We start from the raw sequence: 23,600 nt of genomic DNA on the forward strand, positions 1-23,600 counted from the left end.
AGCGGCAAAGGAAGACCACCGTCTTCCTTTGCCGCTTTTCTCTATGATTGAATCCATACTAATCTGGGGAAACTGGCTTTATAACTCATTTCCGGTTCCAAAAACGCTGCTGCGCAACGGCTGAGACGAGTTCATCACTAAAATTGGAATTACCAGTATAGAAAACAACTCCAGCCATATTGTTGTTTTCTGATCTTCTTAAATAAGAATTGCCTGTTGAGGCAATACCAATCGGTTTATAATGCTTATATGCAACAGTCAGGTATTCATTCACCTCATAATCGAAAATATCCTGGCGTTTAGCGGTTCCGCCTACAATGTAAAGTGAATCAAGCAGATATGGGCTAGTTGTCAAGAAAGTTTCATCCACTTTTAGTTGTGTTCCGTCACTTCCCGTCACCTTCCCTAATGTTTCACCGACGATGACAACGAACACCCCGTATTCTTCCAAAGTCTTCAATACGCTGGTAACCTCATTGCTGTCAAATCCATTCCCAACAAGGACCCCGACTCTTTGGGAGTAGGCATACTTAGGGGTATTTGTCTGACTAAGGGACGGATAGGCTGTCGAGGCAGGCACTTGGGAACCGCTAGGACGCTCGACGCCGATGTTATCGGCAACAATATACGCCATTTCTTCGTCGACATTCACTAATATATCTACGTTTTGCTGACGAACGGACTCACTTTTTACACTGCCGAGCTGATAACTAAGCGCTCCGATTGTATGCTGTTTTTCAACAGGGCTTAAACTATTCCAAAAGATCCGAGGTTGTGTAAAGAAATCATCAAACGATTTGCTTCTTGCTCGGATAACATGCCCATCCACTTTTTTCGGATAGGATTCATAGCCCCCCTCCTCAGGAGGAGTCGTGTACGGTGTATTATCCGACAGTGAATTCTTGTGATAGTTCGTCTGATCCACGTCAATCCGGTACCTCATAAACCCTTGGCGAGTATTATTATGGAAGGGACAAATCGGTCGGTTAATCGGCAGGTCTTGGAAGTTTGCACTGCCAAGCCGGTGGTATTGAGCACTCTGGTAAGCCATCAATCTGCCCTGGAGGACAGGGTCGTTCGAGAAGTCAATACCTGGCACGACATTTGCAGGATTAAACGCGACTTGTTCTAGTTCTGCAAATTCGTTATCAACGTTCCGGTTCAATGACATTTTACCGATTAATTGCACAGGGATCAGTTCCTCCGGCCAGAACTTCGATGGGTCAAGTATATCGAAGTCGTACTTGAATTCATCCTCCAAAGGGATTAGTTGCACTCCAAGTTCATACTCAGCATAAGCACCGCGGTCTATCGCCTCTCTGAGGTCCCTGCGGTGGAAATCAGGATCGATTCCGCCAATCTTCTGCGCCTCGTCTTGCAACAAAGAATGAACACCCAGGACGGGCTTCCAAACAAATCTAACGAAAGTCGCTGTGCCTTCAGCGTTGACGAAAAGATAGGTGTTGATCGACCAAGATTCCATCATACGGTAACTCCTCAGGATTCCCCGATCCGACATGACCCACAACACCATATGGAGAGCTTCCTGGTTGTTCGCCACATAATCCCAAAAATTATCATGCGCTCCAGCAGCTGTAGGCATCCCTGTACGCGGTTCCGGCTGATAAGCATGCAAGGCATCCGGGAACTTCATGGCATCTTGGTTGATCAGCACCGGCATTGCGATGGTCGTTAAATCATAGTTGCCTTCTTCGGTATAAAATTTCACACCTTTACAACGCAGATCCCTTGCTGTGTCCTTCGAACCCTTGCTGCCTTGTACCGTTGAGAAGCGGACAAAAACCGAGGTTTTCTTCCCTGCTTCCTGCAGAAATCCTGCTTTGGTGAATTCTTTCATCGACTGATAACATTCAAACTCTCCATGAGCCCCGTAACCTCTCGCATGAACTTTCCTTTCGGGAATGGGTTCATGCACAAAGTGAGACATCTTTTCAAAAAATTCAAAGTCCTGTCGTAAGGTTGGTCCTCGTACGCCTGCTTTCAACTGATCCGAATCGTTTGAGAGCTTTTTGGATTGATTGGTCGTCAGAGGTTTTCCCGCATTTCGGACGCGGAATTCCTCCAATTGTTCGTTCTTCTTATTCCCATCTGTCTTTCTATTATTCATAGAAGAGGATTCCACATGCATGCACCTTTCTATTATAAAATTTCTGACCACAACTATAATATGCCTAGATGCGAAGTATATTCATTTAATAGTCATAAAAGAAAAAAACGTCCGCTATGGACGCTCTTTCCAATTGCTCACAGTATAGTGTTAGTTCTTCATTTATGTATTTCAGAAAAACTTTGTCATGAAGACTTGGGAAACTGAAGTGTTTTCGAAACCACTTGCCAATAACGATGAAACGGCATGACCGTTTCCTTTTAAGAAGTTATAAGTTGTGCGTTGAACAGGTTGGTCATATTCCAAAGCGTGTGCCAGGAGTTTGTTGAGGGCGTCTTCATTCCCATTTTCCATCACTTGATATAATGTAATGCTTTCAGTCTTATTGCCAAATTCGCATTTTTTTCGAATTAGACAAGCCCCCTGTATCTCTCCGTCCTTTGAAATCATCATTGCTTCTCCGCCTATTTTTGAGATGCTGCTAGCCTCCGTTTGCCAAGGGACAATAGCTGGAAATAGATTTGAACCGATTAATTGGTCCGCAGGCATTCTTAATATTTCATAATCTTCAAGACTGGGTAACGTACTATGTAAAACATTGTCTCCACGTAAAAAGAGTAAATTATCTTCTACTTTGTAACCACACCGTTCATATAATGCTATAGCTGGTTTGTTTTCTGACAGTGACTCTAGTGTTGCGACTGTAACATTCTGCTCCTTTATGAGTTGTTCAGCTTCCGCCATTAAGGAACCTCCCAATTTCCTGCCTCTGTATTTTGGAATAATTCCAGTTCCGCCATTCCAGGAAATCTTTTGGCCATCCAATTCTTTAATTCCCTGAAGCACAAAACCGATGGGCTCTATTCCGTCATATGCAACGATAGACAATGCCGGAGATAATCCAGTATTCCCAAAACGGCTTACGAAAGCATCAAAAGACAAATTCATCGGAATTATATAGCCCTCAAACCCTCTATTAAATAGGACATGCGCGTCTTCAAAGCTTAATGAAGACATTATTTTATAGGTAATGTTCATATCAACACTCGCTTTCATGTTCATCTTCTATTCCTATCATGTTCATCTTCTATTCCTATTTTGTATATATAGTTCAAGAAAGACAAGCAGCAGTTATCTGCCAAAGTTAAATAATTTCATTTAACTGGTGCGGATATTGGATGTTTAGGTTTACTTGTAAATAAAAAAAGCATCAAGACTTCTGCCAAACTAAGCTGAAGTCTTAATGTTTCTTTATCTACGGTTTCACATTCACTATCGGCAACGACCAGTAACTGTGTTCAATTTGTATTCGCTAAATTACTAGCCGTTATGCTTTCGGAGGTGTCCCTTCAGCGTTTCCTACAACTGCATCTATCTGGATTAATGCGTCGTTAGGTAAAGCCGACACGCCTACTGTTCTTCTTGCAGGAATACCGCCTTGGAAGAATGTTTTGTACACTTCGTCCACAGCATCCATGTCTGTGATATTTTTAACGAAGATATTTACTTTAACGACGTCTTCCAAATTATGGCCGATACTTTCTACAATCGCCTTGATATGCTTTAAGCACTGTTCAGCTTGTTCTTTAACGCCACCCGCTACCAATTCACCCGTTTTTAGATCTAACGGCAATTGAGCTGAAAGATGATTGTAGTGAGAGAATGCTACGGTTTGGGTTGATAAAGAGCACTTTGGTGCATTTTCAGTATTATTTGCCCAGATCACGATTCCGTGTCTGTCTTCAACAGCTTGCGGTGGTGTGCCATCTCCATGAGATACTACTGCTTCCATTTGGACCAAGGCACCCATAGGTAAAGCTGAAGCTTCAACGGTTGTCCGTGCGGGTACATAGGCTACAGCTCGAGCGATTGCTGAAGCCGGGAAGAATGTTTTATACACTTCGTCTACAGCGTCTACATCTTGAATGTCCTTAACAAATACAGTGATTCTCACGATATCACTCATCACATGATCGATGCTTTCTACAATTGCCTGGATATTATTGAAGCATTGTTCAGCTTGTTCTTTTATACCGCCAGCTACTAATTTACCCGTTGTAGGTTCAATCGGTAATTGAGCCGAAAGATTATTGTAATGAGAAAAAGCTACGGTTTGTGAATACAGGCCGTTACCGCTTGGCGCATTTTCAATGTTTTTTGCCGATACTGCGTTGAAATTTGTCATATGAGTATTCTCCTTTAAAATAACTTTAATATACATATGCTGGGGGTATCAGAACATTTGGCACAACTCAAAGAAATAATGAACTTTACTTCTTTGAAAGTTGCTATCGGCTTTTTCACAAAAGTGAAAGTTTAAACAGATTGGTATCCAAAATTCTTCCACACTCTCGTAGCAATATAAGCTTCTATGTATTAAATTACCTTACCATGAACGTTTCTATAATTGTTGGCGTTTACGAAATTGCAAGACTATTCGACCTGATTTTAATGTTTTTAAATCCTATTCTAGAAAGCCTGAAGAATAACTGAAAAAGAATTTCTACAGGTATACAAGTAATCCACAAGTTCAATTTTGTTATATATACAAAGCATTCCTTGTTGTAAGCAAACAAAAAGAACGCCTCAATGGACGTTCCCTGTTAACCCTAATTAAAGGGTGTGTATATTTTTAATGTATTCCATGCCTTTCGCCGTTATGGATAAAACAAGACTATCCGATTCTCCGCCATTGTCTACTGCATATTCCTTTTCAATAAGAGAGTCAATAGCCAACTTACTAGTAGCATCCGCATTTAGCATTGCTTTTGGCAGAATGTAGCTTTCTCCATTATAAGCAAAATGGTAGTCATACAGGCTTTTTAATAACGTATCCGATAGTTTGTTCACTTCTTCATTTGTCATAAGTAACCCCTCCCAATTGAACATTTCGATAAAGAAGGAGCGAATCCTTCTTTCAAAAATAATCCCATATGCCCTATCACTTCATGAATGACGCAATATTTTCTTCTATTTCAAAAATTAAGAAGTCATCATCTTCTTCAACGACTGCTTTTTCATATCTAATTTCTTTGTCTAGTATCATTTCAAAGTAGTTCGTTTCATTATTCAATTCAAAAACTGGGCATTGATCAAATCTAACATCGCCTATAAAGATTGCTCTTATTTTTTTCAATGTCTTTTCCTTTCCATGCTTTGTAACTTGACTAGCCATTTAGCACTATGAATTCACTCATTTGCAGCAAAGTCTAATTCAACTGCCTGGACGCTTGTAACCATTGTTTTTGTTGTCTTTAAGATTTAAAAAAGCATTGTATCCAAAGGAAACCAGTAATCCGCTCCAGAAAATTATAGGTGAAGAGATTACGTTCTCATCCATTAACAAATAAGAAAAATAGTTAATAGCCGAAAACAACATATAGGTGAAAAAACCAAATATGGTCGCTTTTTTACTATTCAATATCTGTTTTTCAGTCATCCGTTTTAAAAAAGTCATTTACCTTCCCCGCTTCACAAAGTTATTATTGCTGAAAAGAAGATATTATACTCTTCACTATATTGTACCAAACCACTTGTGAATTATCAGACCTTATTTCATTCAGGAATCAAATGTCTTATATAGAAAATAACCTATGCTGTAAATGATTTACCGTATCTCATATAAATGACGAAACCCCAAGCCGTGTAAGTAGTTCTACTCGGCATGGGGTTTCATCATGTTAATTTACTTAAGCAGGGATTTGAAAGTCTGAGCACATTTTTTCATGCTATTTCTAGAATCTCATTTAAAGCTAAATCCTTAAGAATAATCATATTGTATCGCGCGGTGTCCAATATCATTTCGCCAAAATACGCCTTTTTTTTCTATCTTCTCTAATTCCTTATAAACGATCTTTTGCGCTTCAAGAAGATTCTTTCCTTTTGCTGAGGCAAGCAACACACGTCCGCCATTCGTCACATATTCTCCATCTTCATTCTTTAAAGTACCCGCGTGAACAAGTTCTACATCTGCACTTATCGTGTCTAAACCAACTAACGGAGTCCCTTTTATATACTCCCCTGGATACCCTTCAGCTGCAATTACTACGCCTAACACAGTTGAATCATCCCATTCAAGTTCGTAAGGTTCCTGTCCAAGAACTGCCTGAAGCGTTTCAGCCAAATCATTTTTCAACCTAGGCAAAACGACTTGAGTTTCGGGATCGCCGAATCGGGCGTTGAACTCGATAACTTTGGGTCCTTTATTCGTCGCGATTACCCCTGCATAGAGAACACCCGTAAACGGACGATCTTCTGCAGCCATCGCATACGCGGCAGTCTCTAAGATTAGTTCACTCGCATCATTGATCATAGCTTGAGAAATTTGCGGCACCGGAGAATAAGCACCCATTCCCCCTGTATTCGGGCCTATGTCGCCGTCAAATGCCCGCTTATGGTCTTGCGCAATCACCATGGGATAGACATTCTTTCCATTTACAAATGCCATTAATGAAAACTCTTCGCCCTCTAAAAATTCTTCCATGATGACAGATGCCGACGCTTTACCAAACTTCGATTGCACGAGCATCTCTCGCAGTGCTCCCACGGCTTCTTCCTTCGTTTGGGCAACGACGACCCCCTTTCCGGCAGCAAGTCCATCGGCTTTTATGACAATCGGAACGCCGACTTCATGTAAATAAGTCATAGCGGATTCTATATCTGTAAAACTTTCGTAGTCAGCAGTAGGGATGTTATACGTCTTCATTAACTCTTTTGCGAAGGTTTTACTTCCTTCAATAATGGCCGCCCGTTTGTCTGGACCAAACACTTGCAGACCAGCTGCTTTGAAATCATCTACAATCCCATTGACCAACGGTGTTTCAGGTCCTATGATCGTCAATGAAACGTTTTGTTCTTTAGCGAACGCGATAAGTTGTTTATGATCATCTTCAGAAATCGGTACGAGTTCCGCTACATCTTCCATACCCGGATTGCCTGGTGCTACAAATATAGTTTGGACATTTTTACTCATCGCTAATTTCTTCGCCAGTGCGTGCTCACGGCCGCCCCTGCCAATCACCAATACGTTCATGGGATCACCTCTAAGTTTAGTAGGAATATGTACGTAAATTTCTTGAAGAACTTAGTGTTTAAAGTGCCGTACGCCTGTAAATACCATTGCAATTCCGTATTCGTCTGCTTTTTTAATGGAATCTTCATCACGTACAGATCCGCCTGGCTGAATAATCGCAGTGATACCCGCTTTCGCTGCAGCTTCAACTGTGTCATCCATCGGGAAAAATGCATCGGATGCAAGTGCGGCGCCAGTTGCTTTCTCACCGGCTTGAGCTAATGCAATATTTGCAGCACCTACCCGGTTCATCTGTCCTGCGCCAATTCCATAAGTCATCTGTTCCCCGCTAACAACAATCGCATTGGATTTCACGTGTTTCACAACCTTCCATCCTAACTTCAATGCATCCCATTCTTTTTCAGAAGGTTCGCGTTTTGTAGGGATTGTAATCGTCGCCTGTTCGAATCCATGAGTATCTAAATCCTGCATCAGCAATCCACCTTGGATCGACGTCGTTTTTCGCTCGTATTTCAGTTCTCCATCAAAATCGACAGTCAATAATCGAATATTTTTTTTAGCTGTTAAGACATCTAACGCATCCTTTGTAAATGACGGCGCAATGATGATTTCTAAAAAGATATTTTTTAACATCGTTGCTGTTTCCAAATCCACTTGACGATTCAAGGCGATAATTCCTCCAAAAATGGAAGTAGAGTCCGCCTCGTATGCTTTTTTAAATGCTTCAGCAAGTGTTTCGCCGACACCTACTCCGCAAGGATTCATATGCTTCACTGCAACTGCTGCGGGTTGTTCAAAATCACGCACGATGAGTAATGCTGCATCAGCGTCATTGATATTGTTGTAGGACAGCTCTTTACCATGTAACTGATTCCCATAGGCTACAGAGAACGTTGAGCCTAATGGCTTTTGATAAAACGAAGCGCGTTGATGCGGATTTTCACCATAACGCAGGGATTGTTTTAAGTTATACGTAAGCGTAACGCTTTCAGGATTCTCTTCTTCTGCAAGTTGTGTCATATACTCGGAAATTACCGCATCATAAGCAGCTGTATGTCGGAATACTTTTGCCGCAAGCTGGCGTTTCTTCTGGCCGGAGACTTGTCCTGTTTCAGAAAGCCCGGCTAGTACGCTGTCGTAATCTGCTGGATCCACGACCACAGTTACGAATTCGTGATTTTTTGCAGCAGAACGAAGCATGGTCGGGCCGCCAATATCGATGTTTTCAATCGCTTCTTCGGGAGTGACGTCAGGTTTTGCAATTGTATGCTGAAACGGATATAAGTTCACGCAAACCAAGTCAATCGGCTGAATCTGATGCTCAGCTAATTGAGCGAGGTGTGCATCATCATTTCTTTTCGCCAATAATCCGCCATGGACATTCGGATGCAAGGTCTTCACTCTGCCATCCATGATTTCAGGGAAATTCGTTACTTCTTCAATTCCAACCACTTCAATTCCATTTTCAGCTAGGGTTTTCTTTGTCCCTCCAGTAGACACAATTTCAAATCCTGCCTCTTTTAGACCAATCGCAAACTCAACAATTCCTGTTTTATCTGAAACACTTAGTAAAGCTCGTTTCATTCGGTTTTTCCTCCCTATTTAAGCGCATGTAGTTCATCTGACTTGTTTTTATTTAAAATCAACGAACAGCATTAACACTATCTTTGGAAAACAGCTCTTGCAGGACTTCTGGGTAGCTGATGTGCTCCGCCTGCTGGATTCGTTTTTGTACGGTATCTCTAGTATCTTCAGACTGGATCTTTATTTCCTTTTGGAAAATGATCGGGCCGGTATCCATTCCTGCATCGACATAATGTATCGTCAAACCGCTTACCTGGACACCGGCTTCTATCGCCTGCCCAATCGCATCCTTTCCAGGAAAAGCAGGCAATAAGGAAGGGTGAATATTGACAATCGATTCGGGAAATTCCTTAAGAATCGTGGATCCGATAATCCGCATATAACCTGCTAATACGATAAATTCGATATCCCGTAATTTAAGCTGTTGGACAATTTCCTTTTCGAAGGCTGTTTTATCAGTGAAATTTTTAGGCGAAATACAATAACTTTCAATGTTGGCTTTTTGAGCCCTTTCCAGAACAGCAGCAGTAGGCTGATCGCAAACTAACAAACGGATATCCGCTTCAAGTGTACTAGCATTCACTGCATCAACTAACGCTTGGAAGTTACTGCCGCTCCCTGATGCAAATACGGCCACTTTCTTCATGATTCACCTATGAACATAACACCGGGTTCATTGACAACTCTCCCAATTCGATAGGCTTGTTCGCCGTGCTTTTCAAAAAAAGCAATTAGTGCATCGACAGCATCTTCTTTTACAACAAGGGCCATTCCAATTCCCATATTAAAGATATTGTACATATCTTCGCGCGGGATACTCCCTTTCTGCTCTAGAAACTTGAATATGGGTGGAATCTCCCAAGTACCTGACTCGATTTCCACGCCTAAACTTTCCGGCATCATCCGAGGGAAGTTTTCGACGAATCCGCCACCCGTGATATGGGCCATTCCTTTAATTTCATAGTCTCTCAATGCAGCTAAAATAGACTTCACGTAGATTTTTGTCGGTTTTAAAAGTTCATCTCCAAGTTTACAGCCAAGCTCTGGGATGAAGTCAAATAAATCCATCTCTGCATCTTCTAACAAAACTTTACGCACAAGTGAGTACCCGTTACTGTGAATGCCGCTGGAGGCCAATCCGATAATGCAGTCGCCTGCTAGAATTGTTTCGCCCGTAATCAGATCCTGTTTTTCACATGCCCCCACAGTAAAACCTGCTAAGTCATACTCTTCATCGCTATAGAGTCCGGGCATTTCAGCAGTTTCGCCGCCGATTAATGCACATCCGGCTTGCACGCATCCATCCGCGATTCCTTTGACAATACTTTCAATTTTTTCAGGCTCCGCTTTACCACACGCAATGTAGTCTAAAAAATAGAGGGGTTCTGCGCCTTGAACAACAATATCGTTTACGCACATGGCAACACAGTCGATGCCGATACTTTCATGCTTATCCATCATCATCGCAAGCAGCAGCTTCGTTCCTACACCATCTGTACCTGACACTAGAACCGGTTCACGTAAATTCAGCCCGGATAAGTCAAACATCCCGCCGAAACCGCCCAGACTGTTAAGTACTTGCGGGCGCATTGTTTTCTGTACATGTTTTTTCATGCGTGAGACGGCTTCGTAGCCTGCTTCAATATCTACTCCTGCCGATTTGTATGCATTAGACATGGTTCAAAATCTCCTTCACTCAGCATTTTATATAATCTATTTCTTGGTCAGAATAGATCTCCGTAGGATACTTGCCGTTAAAGCAAGCCAGACATTGTCCCCGGTTCTCCCCTTCAAACGGTCTGCCTATCGCTTCAACAGTACCTTCAACACTTAAAAAAGTGAGAGAATCCGCTCCAATAAGTTCCCGTATTTCTTCAACTGATTTTTTAGCGGCGATCAATTCATCTTTGTCGGACGTATCAATCCCATAAAAACATGGATTTTTAATAGGCGGCGAGCTGATCAGCACATGGACTTCTTTCGCACCAGCATCTTTCAACATCTGGACAATTCGCTTGCTCGTCGTGCCGCGGACAATGGAATCGTCCACCATAACGACCCGCTTGCCGTCTACAACCCCGCGAACTGGAGAAAGTTTCATTTTCACGCCTTGTTCTCTTAACGATTGAGAAGGCTGGATGAATGTCCGACCGACATATCGATTTTTCAGCAAGCCCATTTCATATGGAATACCGCTAGCTTCGGCATACCCGATTGCTGCGGAATTTCCTGAGTCCGGAACACCCGTGACAACATCGGCGTCAATGTATTTTTCAACCGCAAGCTGCTTGCCTAAGTTTTTACGTGCTGTATGGACATTGATGCCGTCAATATTGCTGTCGGGACGGGAAAAGTACACATACTCCATCGTACACATCGACCGCTGTTTGCAAGCCGCAAATCGTTCACTTACGATTCCTTTGTCATTAATAATCAGCAATTCGCCAGGTTCGATATCCCGTATGAACTCCGCTCCTACGATATCCAGCGCACACGTTTCAGATGCGACAACATAAGCGTCACCTAGTAACCCGAGCGATAACGGCCTGAGTCCGTTCGGATCCATCGCAACAAACAGTTCAGAATCCGTCATGATCAAGTACGCATAAGCGCCTTTTAACGAGTTAAGTCCATCTTTGATACGGCCCTTCAACTCCGCAGAACCGCCTTTTCGTATCAAATGCGCAAGTACTTCAGTGTCAGATGTACTATGGAAGATACTGCCTTGAGATTCCAGTTGAGATTTCAGCTGATCCGCATTTACGATATTTCCGTTGTGGGCCATCGCCATAGATTCACTTTGAAAGTTAAATAACAAAGGCTGGACGTTTTCAAGACCGCCACCGCCCGCTGTTGTATAGCGGACATGACCAATTGCTGCGTTTCCAGACAAGGTTTGCATTTTCTCTGCAGTAAGGACTTCGGTTACCAATCCTTCACCTTTTACGCTGGTCAATTTCTGTTCATTTGCAAGAACCATCCCTGTTCCTTCTTGCCCGCGATGCTGCAGGCTATGCAATCCGTAATAGGTGACTTGTGCAGCATCCGGGTGTCCCCAGATGCCAAACAGGCCACATTCCTCATTAAGTCCTTTTAGTTCAGCAAGCATGGAATCGCACCTTTCCAAGCTTGCTCTAATGACTGCACCGTTGTATCGATTAGAAGTCCGTCTTGTTCATGAGAGATTGTCAAAACACCATTATTTGTGACCGCTCCTATGCAACTTGCATCTCGGACGACTTTTTCAAAAGTTTCTCGGTGTTCAGGTGAAACAGAAACAACAAATCTGGATTGTGTTTCACTGAATAATTCCGTGACGGCTTCCATATCCACGATAATTCTGGCACCTAACTCTGTTCCAAAGAGGGATTCCGACAAAGCAACAGCAAGACCGCCTTCTGATAAATCGTGTGCTGATGCAACACATCCATTTTGAATCGCTTTTAATAACTGCTGCTGCCGTTGCTTTTCTAGTTCAAGATTAATAGACGGAGACTTACCGAAAATTTTTCCTTCTATCATCTTTTGCAATTCGCTGCCGCCAAATTCTGTTTTGGCGTTTCCAATAACAAAAATCAGGTCGCCTGGTTTTTTAAATTGTTGTGTTGTAATATGGCTGAGATTTTTTATAAGACCTACCATTCCAATAACTGGTGTAGGATAAATCGCTTCGCCATTGGTCTCGTTATAGAGTGACACGTTGCCTCCAATAACTGGTGTGCCTAACGTTTTGCACGCTTCACTGATTCCGTCAGCTGCTTTTTCTATCTGCCAGAAGATTTCCGGTTTCTCTGGATTACCGAAGTTCAAGTTATCTGTAACCGCTAGTGGTTCTGCACCCGAACAAATGATATTCCGAGCCGCTTCAGCTACTGCAATTTTGCCCCCAACTTCTGGATCCAAGTGTAAGTAACGTGCATTACAATCTGTTGTCATGGCTAGCGCCTTATTCGTTTCCCGAATTCGTACAACAGCCGCATCAGAACCTGGAGGAACAACGGTATTCGTCCGGACCATCGTGTCAAACTGATTGTAAGCCCATTCTTTGCTTGCAATCGTTGGCTGAGAAAGCAAACCAACTAATGTTTCTTTAAAGTCATCCACAACAGGTGCAACATTCGACATTGCTTGGAAATCACGGAAGTATTTAGGCTCGCTGGAAGGCTTGTAATAAACAGGAGCCTCTTCCACCAATGCATCCACTGGAACATTTGCAACAACTTCACCTTTATGAGTGAGTGTCAGAAGCTTCTCTTCTGTAACCATTCCAACAGCTGCAGCTTCAAGTCCATATTTCGCAAAAAGAGCTGCAATTTCATCTTCGCTTCCCTTTTTAACAACAATGAGCATTCTCTCTTGAGATTCTGAAAGCATCATTTCATACGCAGTCATTCCGGGTTCACGCTGAGGCACGAGGTCAAGATTCATCGTGATCCCCATCCCTGCTTTACACGCCATCTCTGCAGAAGAACTTGCAAGACCCGCTGCGCCCATATCTTGAATTCCAACGAGTGCATCATGCTGAATCAGTTCAAGGCATGCTTCCATCAAAAGTTTTTCCATGAAAGGGTCGCCCACTTGAACGGCTGGTCGATTCCCTTCTGAAGAATCCGTCAATTCTTCCGATGCAAAAGTAGCACCGTGTATGCCGTCACGACCCGTTTTGGCTCCAACGTGCATCACCACATTGCCAGCTCCATGGGCTTGTCCTTTTTGAATATCTTCATGATTGATCAAACCTACGCACATGGCATTGACGAGTGGATTGCCCTCGTAAGAAGGATCGAATTGAATTTCACCGCCAACTGTCGGGATGCCGATACAATTCCCGTATCCGGCTATCCCGGCAACCACTTCTTTGAACAAATACTTTACACGAGCAGTTTCCAATTCGCCGAAACGCAGTGAATTCAAAACAGCAATTGGACGTGCACCCATTGAAAACACATCACGGATAATCCCGCCGACTCCGGTCGCTGCACCTTGATACGGTTCGATTGCAGAAGGGTGATTGTGACTCTCGATTTTGAAAACAACGGCTTGACCATCCCCAATGTCTACAATTCCCGCTCCCTCTCCGGGTCCTTGAAGCACGTTTTCACCGGAAGTTGGAAACTTTTTTAAAATAGGTTTAGAATTTTTATAAGAACAATGTTCTGACCACATGACAGAGAACAAACCGGTTTCCGTATAGTTCGGTGTACGGCCCAACATGTTTTCTACCATTGTAAATTCTTCATCTGTAAGACCCATCGCTGCATATTCACGCTGTGATTTAATGATTTCCGGACTTGGTTCAAGTAGTAACGACATAACTTTCCCTCCAATTTCTTACGATTGATTGAAATAGCTTTAAACCGTCTTCACTTCCAAGTAATCGATCGACGGCACGTTCTGGATGAGGCATCATACCTAATACATTTCCGTTTTCATTTACAATTCCCGCGATATTCTCCAAGCTGCCATTCGGATTATCCGCATGGTACGAAAATGCAATTTGATGGTTTGCTTGTAACTGTGCCAATGTTTCTTCATCACAATAATAATTGCCTTCGCCGTGAGCAATTGGGAGAGTTATCAATTCACCTTTTTCATAGCAGCTCGTAAACATCGTTGTATTATTTTCTACTTTTAACTGTGTTTGTTTACAAATGAACGCGAGATCCCGGTTTTTTCGCATCGCCCCAGGTAACAGGCCAGCCTCCAGCAAAACTTGAAAACCATTACAAACGCCTAATACTGGAACCCCGGCATCTGCGGCTTTTACTACTTCTGGCATTATGGCTGAAAAGCGGGCAATGGCTCCTGTGCGGAGGTAATCACCATAAGAGAATCCACCTGGCAATAGAATACCGTCAAAGCCTTCTAAGCTGTCAGCAGTATGCGGAACGTATTCAACTTCTTCACCTAATTCATCCTGTATGGCATGAAACATATCGATATCACAGTTAGACCCCGGAAATACAATCACAGCAAATTTCACAGCGCGACAACCTCCTCGATTTCATAGCGGTAATCTTCAATAACTGTATTGGCTAAAAGCCGTTCACACATTTCTTTCACTGCATCGTCGATATCCTGGTCGGTCTTTTCAATTGTCAACTCCATGTATTTACCAATTCGCACATCACGAACAGCCTCAAACGACATACTGTGTAAAGCTGATTCCACGGCTGTCCCTTGGGGATCCAAAACATTTTCTCTAAGCGTGATAAATACCTTTACTTTATACATATTGACGCCCTCCCAGTTTTGAATAAATTGTTTTATATCCTTCAACCAAATTCCCCAAGTCACGGCGGAATACATCCTTATCGAGCTTTTCTTCTGTTTCAGCGTCCCACAATCGGCACGTATCCGGAGAAATCTCATCTGCCAGCAGAATTTCACCATCTTCAAGTTTTCCAAACTCTAATTTAAAGTCTATTAAACGAACTCCTATTTCAGCAAAAATACTTGATAAAACTGTATTCACTTCCAAGGCTCTTTGTTTTAAGAGTTGAACATCCTCTACTGACGCAAGGGCTAATTCTTGAATATGAGATCCAGTTAACAAAGGATCGCCAAGCGCATCATCTTTATAGTAAAATTCAACAATTGGTTTTTTTAATGGCTGTCCTTCTTTTATTCCAAGACGTTTTGAAAGACTTCCAGCAACTACATTGCGGGTTACCACCTCAAGAGGAATGATGGTGACTTTCTGGACGAGTTGCTCCGTATCTGAAATCTGTTCAATAAAATGACTCGGAATTCCAGCTTGGTGTAACTTTTTAAATAGAAGACTCGTAATCCCGTTCGTTAATACACCTTTACCTACGATTTCTTCCTTTTTCTCACCATTCAGTGCTGTTGCAGAATCTTTGTACTCTGCCCATACAACGTTCTGATCACCTGTTGCATAAATTCTTTTGGCCTTGCCTTCATATAGCAGTTCACGCTTTTCCATCTGAAGAACCTCCGAATTGAAGAATAATGTAATTTTCAAGATTAATGCGAAACGTCATATTTCAACTGGTGATTCCAAATACCACTTTGTTCAATCTCTGCAAGAGATTGATCTATAGTAGTTCGCAATACATTGACATGCCCCATTTTCCGTTTCACTAACGCATCTTTCTTACCGTATAGGTGAATTTTCCAAGTTACTGCTTCAGGAATCACTTCAAGAAGATCCTGCACATGCTCTCCGAGAATATTGACCATTACAACAGGACTCATCAAGTCCGTATTTCCTAAAGACCAATTGCACACTGCTCGGATATGTTGTTCAAATTGAGATGTTTGGCAGGCTTCCATCGTATAATGACCTGAATTATGGGGCCGCGGTGCCAATTCATTTACGAGAATCTCATCACCTTCAGTTACAAACATTTCAACCGCTAACGTACCGACTAAGTTCAGACGGTCGGCTAATTGTTCCGCTAGCTGAACCGCCTTGTGTGAGATTTCTTCACTAATTCGAGCAGGAACAATACTCGTGTGCAATATATTTTCGTGATGGATATTTTCCGCAACGGGGAAACACTTCATTTCACCAGTTGGTTTTCGAGTGATGATTACAGAAATTTCTTTTGTAAAGGGAATCCACTTTTCGATGACACATGTACCGCTTGCTAGAAGTTCAGAAGCCTGTTCAATGTCAGATTCTGAGTGAATGACAAGTTGTCCCTTTCCGTCGTATCCCCCACGAATCTTTTTCATCACACAGGGGTAACCTAGAGTTTTTACATTTTCATGAATGTCCAATGTGTTCTCCGCAACTCCGTATGGTGCTACGGGTACTCCCACATCGTTAATTGCAGCTTTTTCAGTGATTCGATTCTGAGTGATTTTTAATAGCTCTGCCCCTTGCGGCAAGTAACTATTTTCGTTTAACCACGCGAGTGCTTCAAAACTTACATTCTCGAATTCATACGTAATGACATCGCTCACTTCGGAAAGTTGTCGGATTGCATCTAAGTCATCATAGGCACCATTAATTTCAATATCCGCAACTTGGCCGCATGGACAACCTTTTGTCGGATCTAATACAGCAATACGAAATCCCATCGCTTTTGCAGATAGCGCCATCATTCGGCCCAGCTGACCGCCGCCAATAATTCCAATTGTTTGTCCTGGTAAGATTACTTTAGGTAAGTTGGTCATTACTGTTTAACACCTTTACTTTCGTTTCTTGTCTAAGTGATTCCAATCTTCCGGCAATTTCAGTATCAGAAATGCCAAGAATTTGTGCTGCCAATAACCCTGCATTCGTAGCACCTGCCTTACCGATCGCGACAGTTGCAACAGGCACACCGCCAGGCATCTGAACAATCGATAACAACGAATCCATTCCATTCAACGCTTTCGTTTGAACAGGAATGCCAATCACAGGTAATGTGGTTTTTGCAGCTGTCATACCTGGGAGATGGGCGGCTCCTCCAGCCCCGGCAATAACGACTTTCAACCCGCGGTCTCGTGCAGATTCTGCATACTCAAACACTAATTCAGGTGTTCGATGTGCGGAAACAATTTGCTTTTCATAAGGAATCCCGACTAGATCCAATGCTTCGCAGCAATGTTTCATCGTTTCCCAATCAGAAGCGCTTCCCATAATGACTCCAACTTGTGCGTTCACTGTTTTCCCTCCCACATTTGCATACGTAAATGACTCGTAGAAATAAAAAAACGGGCAGGGAACTTTCTCGAAAAAGAGAAAGTTCCCTGCCCTGGATAAGTAGCCTTTTACAAAAAAGGACAGACTGATCCTAAGTAAAGGGTGCACCTTCTCTCATAGTCCGATAATTTACGGTTATCGGGTAGAAACGTTCGGGCCATATTCCCGGAGATATATGAGAGATATAAGTAAGTTCGTAATCATCTTAACAATCGATTTCCATCACGTCAACAAAAAACCGTACGTTTTTATAAAACGAAATATAATAGTTCGTGTTTAAGCTTTTTTATTGAAGAAAATCCATCTATTCCAAAAGCAGTATTACCTTTATCGTCAAAAATCGACAAAACACGCTGTTCATGATCATCCCGATAAAACACCTTTTTGTGTAACATCGGATTTTTACATAGCCCAATTCCTTTCACAAGAAATATGATATGATTTAGTGATTTGTTATACACGGATTAGAACAGTTCTGCTATACTAATAATAGAACAGTTAGGAGGTGGCCAGTTGTTCATCCAAATCGAACCATCATCAGATATTCCAATTTACACACAATTAGCCAATCAGATCATAGAATTGATCGCACGTGGTCAATTAAATGGAGGCGATACTTTGCCTTCCGTGAGAGCTCTTGCTTCCGATCTCAGTGTGAATATGCACACTGTCAACAAGTCCTATCATGAGCTGGAGCAGAAAGGGATCTTGCGGATTGTGCCTAAATCCGGAGCTGTCATTAATCCTATAGTTCAAGAAGGGATCACACATGAAAACAGCCGCAAAATCATCGGGCAGCTCAAGCCTATTATCGCAGAAGCACTTGTGCTCGGCATGAGTCCTGATGAGATCAGGCAGCACGCTTCATCTATTCTTAATGACTTAAAGGGGGAATAACCATATGCCTTTAGCGATTTTTCTTATCACACTTGCTTTTCTTATTGTTTTGCAATCCGCCATGCCATTTTTGTTGAAACGCACAATTGTCTTTGGAGTTACCATTCCCGAAGAGCATGCAATGGATTCATCACTTGTTTCATTTAGACGCAAATACTCAGCAACGGTTTTAGCTATAGGGACAATTTCACTGATATTTTTAGTACTTTGGTCAGCCAATGCTTCAGTATCTGAGAACCAACTCGTGATCACAGGGTTAGCGATCCAAACTGGCCTTCTATTACTAAGCATGGCTTTGTATCTCTTTTTCCACGCAAAAACGACGAATTTGAAAAAAGTGAATGACTGGAATTCTCGTTTCACACAAATCCGTGTAGCTGATTTGCAAAGTCATGCAAAAGATTCTATACTGCCGAATTTCATGTATGTTCTTCCTATGTTCGTGACGGTCGAGCTTATCGTGTACACAGCGAGCCAATATCATTTACTGCCTGATCAGATTCCGACTCATTGGGGCCCTGGTGGAGAACCCGATGCGTTCAGTAAAAAAACTCCTTTCTCTTCGATTGCCTTATTGCTCATGCTCTTGGTTCTTCAAGCGATGATGCTAGGTATCAATGCAGCAGCTAAACTTTCTGGAGTTAAATTGAATGCCGGCAAAAAGAAATCTTCCCAGTTGCAGCAACTGGCATTCCGCAAGTACACCAGCTGGTTTTTACTGTTAACTACAATCCTTTTGACAATTCTATTTGGATTCCTGCAGCTAACTACCATTCATGGCGCATTACAAAACGATACGCTCATGATGGCACTGCCTCTTGGTTTTCTTGTCCTTATGCTGGCTCTCTCAGCGGTCTATGCGTTTAAAGTCGGCCAAGGCGGTTCACGTATTGCAGTCTCTATTGAGGAGGATGAAACTTCTTCTATTGCTGACGATGATATGGATGATCATTGGAAACTTGGTGTCTTTTATGTCAATAAACAAGATCCTTCTATCTTCGTAGAAAAACGTTTTGGAATTGGCTGGAGCATCAATTTTGGCAATCCAATTGGATATCTCGTCCTATTCGTTCCTATCGTGCTGATCTTGCTCATTGCCTTCTTTGTTTAATAACCATGCTGCGTCCTGGTCTTCCTTAAAAGTAGACGAGGATGTTTTTCTATTTCTATTCGGGCATATCTCGTGGTCGAAGATTGAAACAAGCATTCATAGATAATGATTGGTACTCGATAACAAGGGTATTGAACTATTTAATAGAAATAGTACTCAATCGAATTCTAGGAGTGATTTTATGTGTACAACTATCGGGTTTTCTTATAAGGAAGGTATGGTATTTGGCAGGACGTTAGAGGTTGGAATGCCATTAGACAATCATATTCTATTTGTTCCAAAGAACCTTGAGGGGTTCATTCAGACAATAGAAGGGGACCTCCCTTCAAAATATAGCGTTTTAGGGACTGGATTTTTTAAGCAGCCTTCGTTCGGTGATGGCATTAATGAAATGGGGCTAATGGGCTCGAATAATTTGTATCCAGGATACGCAACGTTTGCCGAGCATCCTGTTGAAGGTAAAATCAATTTAACAATTGCGTCTGCATTCAGTTATTTGTTAAGCCGTTGCAAAAATGTCGAAGAAATAAAAGAGGAGTCAAAAAGTTGGTCATCCTGGCACAAGGAAAATCGAAGGATGATGTTTCCACTCAGCAGCACTTTTTCTTCATGGATGCGGATGGCAATGGAATCGTACTGCAACCGAAAGACGGACTATTGTTAACTCATGACAACCCTTATGGCGTACTGACGAATGCACCTGAATTCCCTTGGCATGTGACCAATTTACGCAATTACATTCACCTGCAGCCTGAAAACGTTGATCAGAACATCATGAATGGCCTTTCGATTTCAAAATTCGGAGAAGGCAGCGGAATGGTTGGGCTCCCCGGTGACTTCACACCCCCTTCCCGCTTCGTTCGTGCGGCTTCGTTTGTATCGGCTACGCCAAAAGATTTGGAGCGCAACGCGGCAATCTTGCAAGGATTCCGGATTCTGTCCCAAGCGGACATTCCTACCGGTGCGGTTATAGACCCTGTTGAGAAACATCGCGATGAAACCCTATATACATCCATCATGGATACGAAGAAAAAAGCATATTTCGTTAAATTTCATGACAATATCAATATTCAGCCGTTCTATTTGGATGATTATAAGGATGAAAAAGAAGTGGTGTTCCTGGACATCCAAAAAACGATGAAACTTTAATTGAAACGGGATAGGTGTATTATGTTGAAAAATTATTACAAAATCACACAAAAAAGAGCCAACAGAACTGGAGTCATTCTGGACATCTGAATCTAACTTTCCGTGTATCATGGTAATTCGAGTGTTCGTTTAATGTCAAAGGAGGTACTGTATGAAGAAAACATTAATTCTTATTATTACGTGCTTAGCGATACTAGTGTCAGGTTGTACATCAAAGGAAGAAGAACAGCAATCACCTGAAAATGCTAATTTGGTTGCTTCCGAAAAGACATTGCCAAACGACTTTGAAAGTACTGCTGCAGTACAAGATCCCAAAAACCATGTTGCTGTTCGTGTCACTTATCAGAAAGACTATGAAGCCGCGTGGCAGCAATTTCAACTTGAAGGCGCGCTTCCTGAAGTCAATTTAAAAGAAAATGATTTGTTATTTATCGGAATGTTCGAGTCTAGCAGCTGTCCATATGAAATTGACACGATGAATGTTGAAGACGGATCAAAAGAACTGACCGTCAACTTTTCACCACTAGCTGAAGCATGTACTGCTGATTTGAGTCCAAGAAATTTTGTAATTGCAGTCCAAAAACAGGTCGCAAGTGAGCTTGGTTCAATTTTGTTAGTCTCCCAGGGACAAAAAACAAAAGTACCAATTCAACCTACTGAAGAAATACTAAAAAAGCCGTAACTCTTTCCACTAAGCAGAAGAAGAGAACACCAATCATGTTGGGTTCTCTTCTTCTTTTTCTATTCGATTTTTCATCTTTGTTGGAGTACTGCGTCTTCTCGTTTCCAAAACATAATAACTTACTCTTTCATTCGCAGATCAGTGTATGCCTACTTTATTTTAATCTCATTTCATATAAAGCATATTCATTTAAGCGTATGCTGTAGAAATTGCTGGACTTTTTCTTTATATTCATTGGGTTCTTTAGCATAGGATTCCCCGTGATTTGCTCCATCGACTAAGAAAAGCTCGGTGCTGCTTGAGGTTTTTTCATACAATTCAATCGCATTTTTAACAGGGACGAATGTGTCCGCTTTTCCATGAATGTAGAGAATTGGGACATCCGTACGCTGCACTTCCTTCAAAGCGCTTGCTTCCCTGAATAGATAACCCGCACGCGCTTTCGTAACAAGGCTCGTGCTGTCGAGCAATGGAAAAGCAGGCAAATGGAACATGCGCTTCATTTGATAGGCGAATAGCTGATAAACGGATCCATATGGACTGTCGGCAACGATTGCTTTCACTTCTTCTGGTAATTCAGATTTCCCGCTTGCCATTAGGACAGTTGCTGCTCCCATGGATAACCCGTGATAGACGACCTCTGTATTCTTCCCTAGTTTCTCAACAAGTAAGTCCGTCCAGTCAATCAAGTCTAAACGGTCTGGCCAGCCGAATCCATAATAATTCCCTTCGCTTTTGCCATGTCCCCTGGCATCAGGCATGAAAATGTTATAACCCAATTCTTGATAGTAAAAAATACCGAATAAGCCCATCTGTTTGGCATTACCAAGATAGCCATGTGTGAGTACAACAAGTTGGTTGGATGGCTTTTCAGCGGGTAAATAGTATCCTGATAATTTCAGACCATCGCGGGATGTCAGTGTAAGTGTTTCAAAGCTCTGCTCCGCAACCCATTTTGTCCAATCCCCATTGATATAAAGATCCATGGTATCGTCCGCCACTTCTAAATCTGCATTGTTTTGTAAAAACTCCTTTGGTCCGCGCTTAATGGCTAAGTCATAGAAAAAGATGCCGCCAATAACTTGAATACTGAAAAACAATATGACTGCTAATATTAAAAGTTTCTTCCAATTAATCTTGGTTTTTTTCATTGTATTACCCTCAGTTCGTTCGACTCGGTTTACTATTAGTATACAGGAGAACGGTTGACTGTATGTATTCGAGATTTTGGAAAAAGAGGGATTTCTTTTGAATGCAGTCAGCAATATGACTATCATATTCTTTTTGAAAAGCTAAAAAGCACTCTCCACAATTCCCGGAAAGTGCTTTTCGTATTGTACGTCGTAATGAAAACCGATTATGTAACTGCGGCACTGCTGGGTAATCCCCAGTCGGAATAGGCTGCGTATTCTTTACCACTTTCTGCCGAAAGTGCCCCAATCGCGGGACAGAGAGGTGCCGCGCCTCTGTGATTACTAGTATATGCGATACTCTATTCACTTATACGAAGTATGAACATTAAATTACTGACATAGATTATATATCTTACAATCATATTTTATTTCGGTTTAAGAACCTTCTTAAAGGGAACTATTCAAAAAAGAGTTTAAATGGAAAGGAAGTAAACGCATGATTCAGACAAAAAAAGCCCTTCTAGTCAAAGAGGATTTTCAAACAAGAAAAGATTTACCTAGCTGGCTATTGAAAGAATATAAAACCTTCCACAATACTGTGACAGATAAGACGTTTCCTTGTTACTTCGGTATGGGCGGTGAATTGAAAGGTGAATTGCGATACGCTTATATCACTCGCGATGACTGGAGTAATCTACCGGCTGCTTTAATAGATTTTCTAGCGTTATTCGATGATCCAAAACATAAACGACACGGTCTTTTTGTATTTGTTGAACCATTTGAAGAAGAAGGAACATTAGAGGAATATCGTCAGCAATTTTGGGATATTCTTCAGTACTTACACGAGCAGGACACTTTAGAATGGCCTGCTGAAAGCCCTCGTGATCCCGATCACTATTTATGGGATTTCAGATTCCATGGCGAACCCATATTTGCCTTCGGTAACACTCCCGCTTACAAGCGGCGGAAAACAAGGGATCTAGGAAATGCTATGGTAATAGGATTCCAGCCACGTAAAATTTTTGAAGGATTGAAAGGTACAGAAAAAGGCGGTGTGATGTCACGTGAAAAAGTAAGGGAGCGAGTCGAAGCATGGGATCACCTGCCGAAACATCCAGATATCAGCCACTTTGGAGATCCGGATCACAATGAGTGGAAACAATTTTTCATTGGCGACGATAGTGAACCAATTAAAGGTAAATGTCCATTCACACATAAAGAAATGTAA

General features: G+C 42.0%; 22 protein-coding genes, 1 pseudogene and 1 riboswitch. Of the genes and pseudogenes, 5 read left to right on the forward strand and 18 right to left on the reverse strand.

Features of this window, described 5'->3' with window-relative positions; genetic code table 11:
* Nucleotides 1-85 precede the first annotated feature (85 nt).
* The 17 genes from QT716_RS05645 to purE all read right to left on the reverse strand — a co-directional run bounded on the left by QT716_RS05645 (nt 86) and on the right by purE (nt 17,361).
* Nucleotides 86-2,128, reverse strand: a complete 2,043-nt coding sequence (locus QT716_RS05645) for a catalase (RefSeq protein ID WP_317935069.1) — start codon at nt 2,126-2,128, stop codon at nt 86-88.
* A gap of 171 nt (nt 2,129-2,299) precedes the next feature.
* Nucleotides 2,300-3,184 (reverse strand): GNAT family N-acetyltransferase, encoded by an 885-nt coding sequence (locus QT716_RS05650; protein ID WP_317935070.1) that lies wholly within the window; start codon nt 3,182-3,184, stop codon nt 2,300-2,302.
* Between the two features lie 271 nt (nt 3,185-3,455).
* Nucleotides 3,456-4,313, reverse strand: coding sequence for a RidA family protein (locus QT716_RS05655; RefSeq protein ID WP_317935071.1), 858 nt, complete (start codon nt 4,311-4,313; stop codon nt 3,456-3,458).
* A 428-nt stretch (nt 4,314-4,741) separates the two neighbouring features.
* A complete protein-coding gene (locus tag QT716_RS05660; protein WP_317935072.1) occupies nt 4,742-4,993 on the reverse strand; it encodes a hypothetical protein in 252 nt (83 codons plus the stop codon).
* A gap of 76 nt (nt 4,994-5,069) precedes the next feature.
* Nucleotides 5,070-5,303: a hypothetical protein gene (locus QT716_RS05665; protein WP_317935073.1), complete on the reverse strand. Its 234-nt coding sequence runs from the start codon at nt 5,301-5,303 to the stop codon at nt 5,070-5,072.
* Nucleotides 5,304-5,342: 39 nt separating this feature from the next.
* Nucleotides 5,343-5,567 (reverse strand): hypothetical protein, encoded by a 225-nt coding sequence (locus QT716_RS05670; protein ID WP_317935074.1) that lies wholly within the window; start codon nt 5,565-5,567, stop codon nt 5,343-5,345.
* A gap of 321 nt (nt 5,568-5,888) precedes the next feature.
* Nucleotides 5,889-7,160, reverse strand: coding sequence for a phosphoribosylamine--glycine ligase (gene purD, locus QT716_RS05675; protein WP_317935075.1), 1,272 nt, complete (start codon nt 7,158-7,160; stop codon nt 5,889-5,891).
* 51 nt (nt 7,161-7,211) lie between these two features.
* Nucleotides 7,212-8,744 carry a bifunctional phosphoribosylaminoimidazolecarboxamide formyltransferase/IMP cyclohydrolase gene (gene purH / locus QT716_RS05680; protein WP_317935076.1) on the reverse strand — a complete coding sequence of 511 codons (1,533 nt, stop codon included), beginning with the start codon at nt 8,742-8,744 and terminating at the stop codon, nt 7,212-7,214.
* A gap of 58 nt (nt 8,745-8,802) precedes the next feature.
* Complete coding sequence (gene purN, locus QT716_RS05685; protein ID WP_317935077.1) at nt 8,803-9,390, reverse strand: phosphoribosylglycinamide formyltransferase; 588 nt, start codon at nt 9,388-9,390, stop codon at nt 8,803-8,805.
* A complete protein-coding gene (purM, locus tag QT716_RS05690) occupies nt 9,387-10,421 on the reverse strand; it encodes a phosphoribosylformylglycinamidine cyclo-ligase (protein ID WP_317935078.1) in 1,035 nt (344 codons plus the stop codon). The genes purN and purM overlap by 4 nt, the downstream gene beginning before the upstream one ends.
* 19 nt (nt 10,422-10,440) lie before the next feature.
* Entirely contained in the window at nt 10,441-11,853 is a 1,413-nt protein-coding gene (purF, locus tag QT716_RS05695; protein WP_317935079.1) for an amidophosphoribosyltransferase, read from the reverse strand.
* Entirely contained in the window at nt 11,838-14,057 is a 2,220-nt protein-coding gene (gene purL / locus QT716_RS05700) for a phosphoribosylformylglycinamidine synthase subunit PurL (RefSeq protein WP_317935081.1), read from the reverse strand. The genes purF and purL overlap by 16 nt, the downstream gene beginning before the upstream one ends.
* Complete coding sequence (purQ, locus tag QT716_RS05705; protein WP_317935083.1) at nt 14,041-14,727, reverse strand: phosphoribosylformylglycinamidine synthase subunit PurQ; 687 nt, start codon at nt 14,725-14,727, stop codon at nt 14,041-14,043. Before purQ ends, purL begins: the two co-directional genes overlap by 17 nt.
* Nucleotides 14,724-14,978 (reverse strand): phosphoribosylformylglycinamidine synthase subunit PurS, encoded by a 255-nt coding sequence (gene purS / locus QT716_RS05710; RefSeq protein WP_317935084.1) that lies wholly within the window; start codon nt 14,976-14,978, stop codon nt 14,724-14,726. Before purS ends, purQ begins: the two co-directional genes overlap by 4 nt.
* Nucleotides 14,971-15,690 (reverse strand): phosphoribosylaminoimidazolesuccinocarboxamide synthase, encoded by a 720-nt coding sequence (gene purC, locus QT716_RS05715; RefSeq protein WP_317935085.1) that lies wholly within the window; start codon nt 15,688-15,690, stop codon nt 14,971-14,973. Before purC ends, purS begins: the two co-directional genes overlap by 8 nt.
* A 41-nt stretch (nt 15,691-15,731) precedes the next feature.
* Complete coding sequence (gene purK, locus QT716_RS05720; protein WP_317935086.1) at nt 15,732-16,889, reverse strand: 5-(carboxyamino)imidazole ribonucleotide synthase; 1,158 nt, start codon at nt 16,887-16,889, stop codon at nt 15,732-15,734.
* Nucleotides 16,873-17,361 carry a 5-(carboxyamino)imidazole ribonucleotide mutase gene (purE, locus tag QT716_RS05725; RefSeq protein ID WP_317935087.1) on the reverse strand — a complete coding sequence of 163 codons (489 nt, stop codon included), beginning with the start codon at nt 17,359-17,361 and terminating at the stop codon, nt 16,873-16,875. The genes purK and purE overlap by 17 nt, the downstream gene beginning before the upstream one ends.
* Before the next feature lie 136 nt (nt 17,362-17,497).
* Nucleotides 17,498-17,599, reverse strand: a riboswitch (purine riboswitch).
* A 314-nt stretch (nt 17,600-17,913) separates the two neighbouring features.
* On the opposite strand from purE, the gene QT716_RS05730 reads away from it, so the two are divergent.
* The 4 genes and pseudogenes from QT716_RS05730 (at nt 17,914) to QT716_RS05745 (ending at nt 21,239) form a co-directional block, all read left to right on the forward strand.
* Nucleotides 17,914-18,297 carry a GntR family transcriptional regulator gene (locus QT716_RS05730; RefSeq protein WP_317935088.1) on the forward strand — a complete coding sequence of 128 codons (384 nt, stop codon included), beginning with the start codon at nt 17,914-17,916 and terminating at the stop codon, nt 18,295-18,297.
* A 4-nt stretch (nt 18,298-18,301) separates the two neighbouring features.
* Nucleotides 18,302-19,408, forward strand: coding sequence for a DUF1648 domain-containing protein (locus QT716_RS05735; protein ID WP_317935089.1), 1,107 nt, complete (start codon nt 18,302-18,304; stop codon nt 19,406-19,408).
* A gap of 217 nt (nt 19,409-19,625) precedes the next feature.
* Nucleotides 19,626-20,557: pseudogene (locus QT716_RS05740) on the forward strand (linear amide C-N hydrolase).
* 151 nt (nt 20,558-20,708) lie between these two features.
* Entirely contained in the window at nt 20,709-21,239 is a 531-nt protein-coding gene (locus QT716_RS05745; RefSeq protein WP_317935090.1) for a hypothetical protein, read from the forward strand.
* A 185-nt stretch (nt 21,240-21,424) separates the two neighbouring features.
* On the opposite strand, the gene QT716_RS05750 is transcribed toward QT716_RS05745, so the two are convergent.
* Nucleotides 21,425-22,390 carry an alpha/beta hydrolase gene (locus QT716_RS05750; protein WP_317935091.1) on the reverse strand — a complete coding sequence of 322 codons (966 nt, stop codon included), beginning with the start codon at nt 22,388-22,390 and terminating at the stop codon, nt 21,425-21,427.
* Nucleotides 22,391-22,868: 478 nt separating this feature from the next.
* Here QT716_RS05750 and QT716_RS05755 point away from each other — a divergent pair, with 478 nt between their 5' ends.
* Nucleotides 22,869-23,600 carry a YqcI/YcgG family protein gene (locus QT716_RS05755; RefSeq protein WP_317935092.1) on the forward strand — a complete coding sequence of 244 codons (732 nt, stop codon included), beginning with the start codon at nt 22,869-22,871 and terminating at the stop codon, nt 23,598-23,600.

Source organism: Sporosarcina aquimarina, assembly GCF_033253705.1.
In the GTDB taxonomy this organism is placed as follows: domain Bacteria; phylum Bacillota; class Bacilli; order Bacillales_A; family Planococcaceae; genus Sporosarcina; species Sporosarcina aquimarina.

Coding starts and splice junctions, on each gene's coding strand:
- purL (WP_317935081.1), bottom strand. CDS start 14,057: ATGTCGTTACTACTTGAACCAAGTCCGGAAATCATTAAATCACAGCGT.
- purS (WP_317935084.1), bottom strand. CDS start 14,978: ATGTATAAAGTAAAGGTATTTATCACGCTTAGAGAAAATGTTTTGGAT.
- QT716_RS05655 (WP_317935071.1), bottom strand. CDS start 4,313: ATGACAAATTTCAACGCAGTATCGGCAAAAAACATTGAAAATGCGCCA.
- purK (WP_317935086.1), bottom strand. CDS start 16,889: ATGACCAACTTACCTAAAGTAATCTTACCAGGACAAACAATTGGAATT.
- QT716_RS05650 (WP_317935070.1), bottom strand. CDS start 3,184: ATGAAAGCGAGTGTTGATATGAACATTACCTATAAAATAATGTCTTCA.
- QT716_RS05660 (WP_317935072.1), bottom strand. CDS start 4,993: ATGACAAATGAAGAAGTGAACAAACTATCGGATACGTTATTAAAAAGC.
- QT716_RS05670 (WP_317935074.1), bottom strand. CDS start 5,567: ATGACTGAAAAACAGATATTGAATAGTAAAAAAGCGACCATATTTGGT.
- purM (WP_317935078.1), bottom strand. CDS start 10,421: ATGTCTAATGCATACAAATCGGCAGGAGTAGATATTGAAGCAGGCTAC.
- QT716_RS05745 (WP_317935090.1), top strand. CDS start 20,709: ATGAAGAAAACATTAATTCTTATTATTACGTGCTTAGCGATACTAGTG.
- QT716_RS05735 (WP_317935089.1), top strand. CDS start 18,302: ATGCCTTTAGCGATTTTTCTTATCACACTTGCTTTTCTTATTGTTTTG.
- QT716_RS05750 (WP_317935091.1), bottom strand. CDS start 22,390: ATGAAAAAAACCAAGATTAATTGGAAGAAACTTTTAATATTAGCAGTC.
- QT716_RS05755 (WP_317935092.1), top strand. CDS start 22,869: ATGATTCAGACAAAAAAAGCCCTTCTAGTCAAAGAGGATTTTCAAACA.
- purF (WP_317935079.1), bottom strand. CDS start 11,853: ATGCTTGCTGAACTAAAAGGACTTAATGAGGAATGTGGCCTGTTTGGC.
- QT716_RS05665 (WP_317935073.1), bottom strand. CDS start 5,303: ATGGCTAGTCAAGTTACAAAGCATGGAAAGGAAAAGACATTGAAAAAA.
- purD (WP_317935075.1), bottom strand. CDS start 7,160: ATGAACGTATTGGTGATTGGCAGGGGCGGCCGTGAGCACGCACTGGCG.
- purN (WP_317935077.1), bottom strand. CDS start 9,390: ATGAAGAAAGTGGCCGTATTTGCATCAGGGAGCGGCAGTAACTTCCAA.
- QT716_RS05645 (WP_317935069.1), bottom strand. CDS start 2,128: ATGAATAATAGAAAGACAGATGGGAATAAGAAGAACGAACAATTGGAG.
- purH (WP_317935076.1), bottom strand. CDS start 8,744: ATGAAACGAGCTTTACTAAGTGTTTCAGATAAAACAGGAATTGTTGAG.
- purC (WP_317935085.1), bottom strand. CDS start 15,690: ATGGAAAAGCGTGAACTGCTATATGAAGGCAAGGCCAAAAGAATTTAT.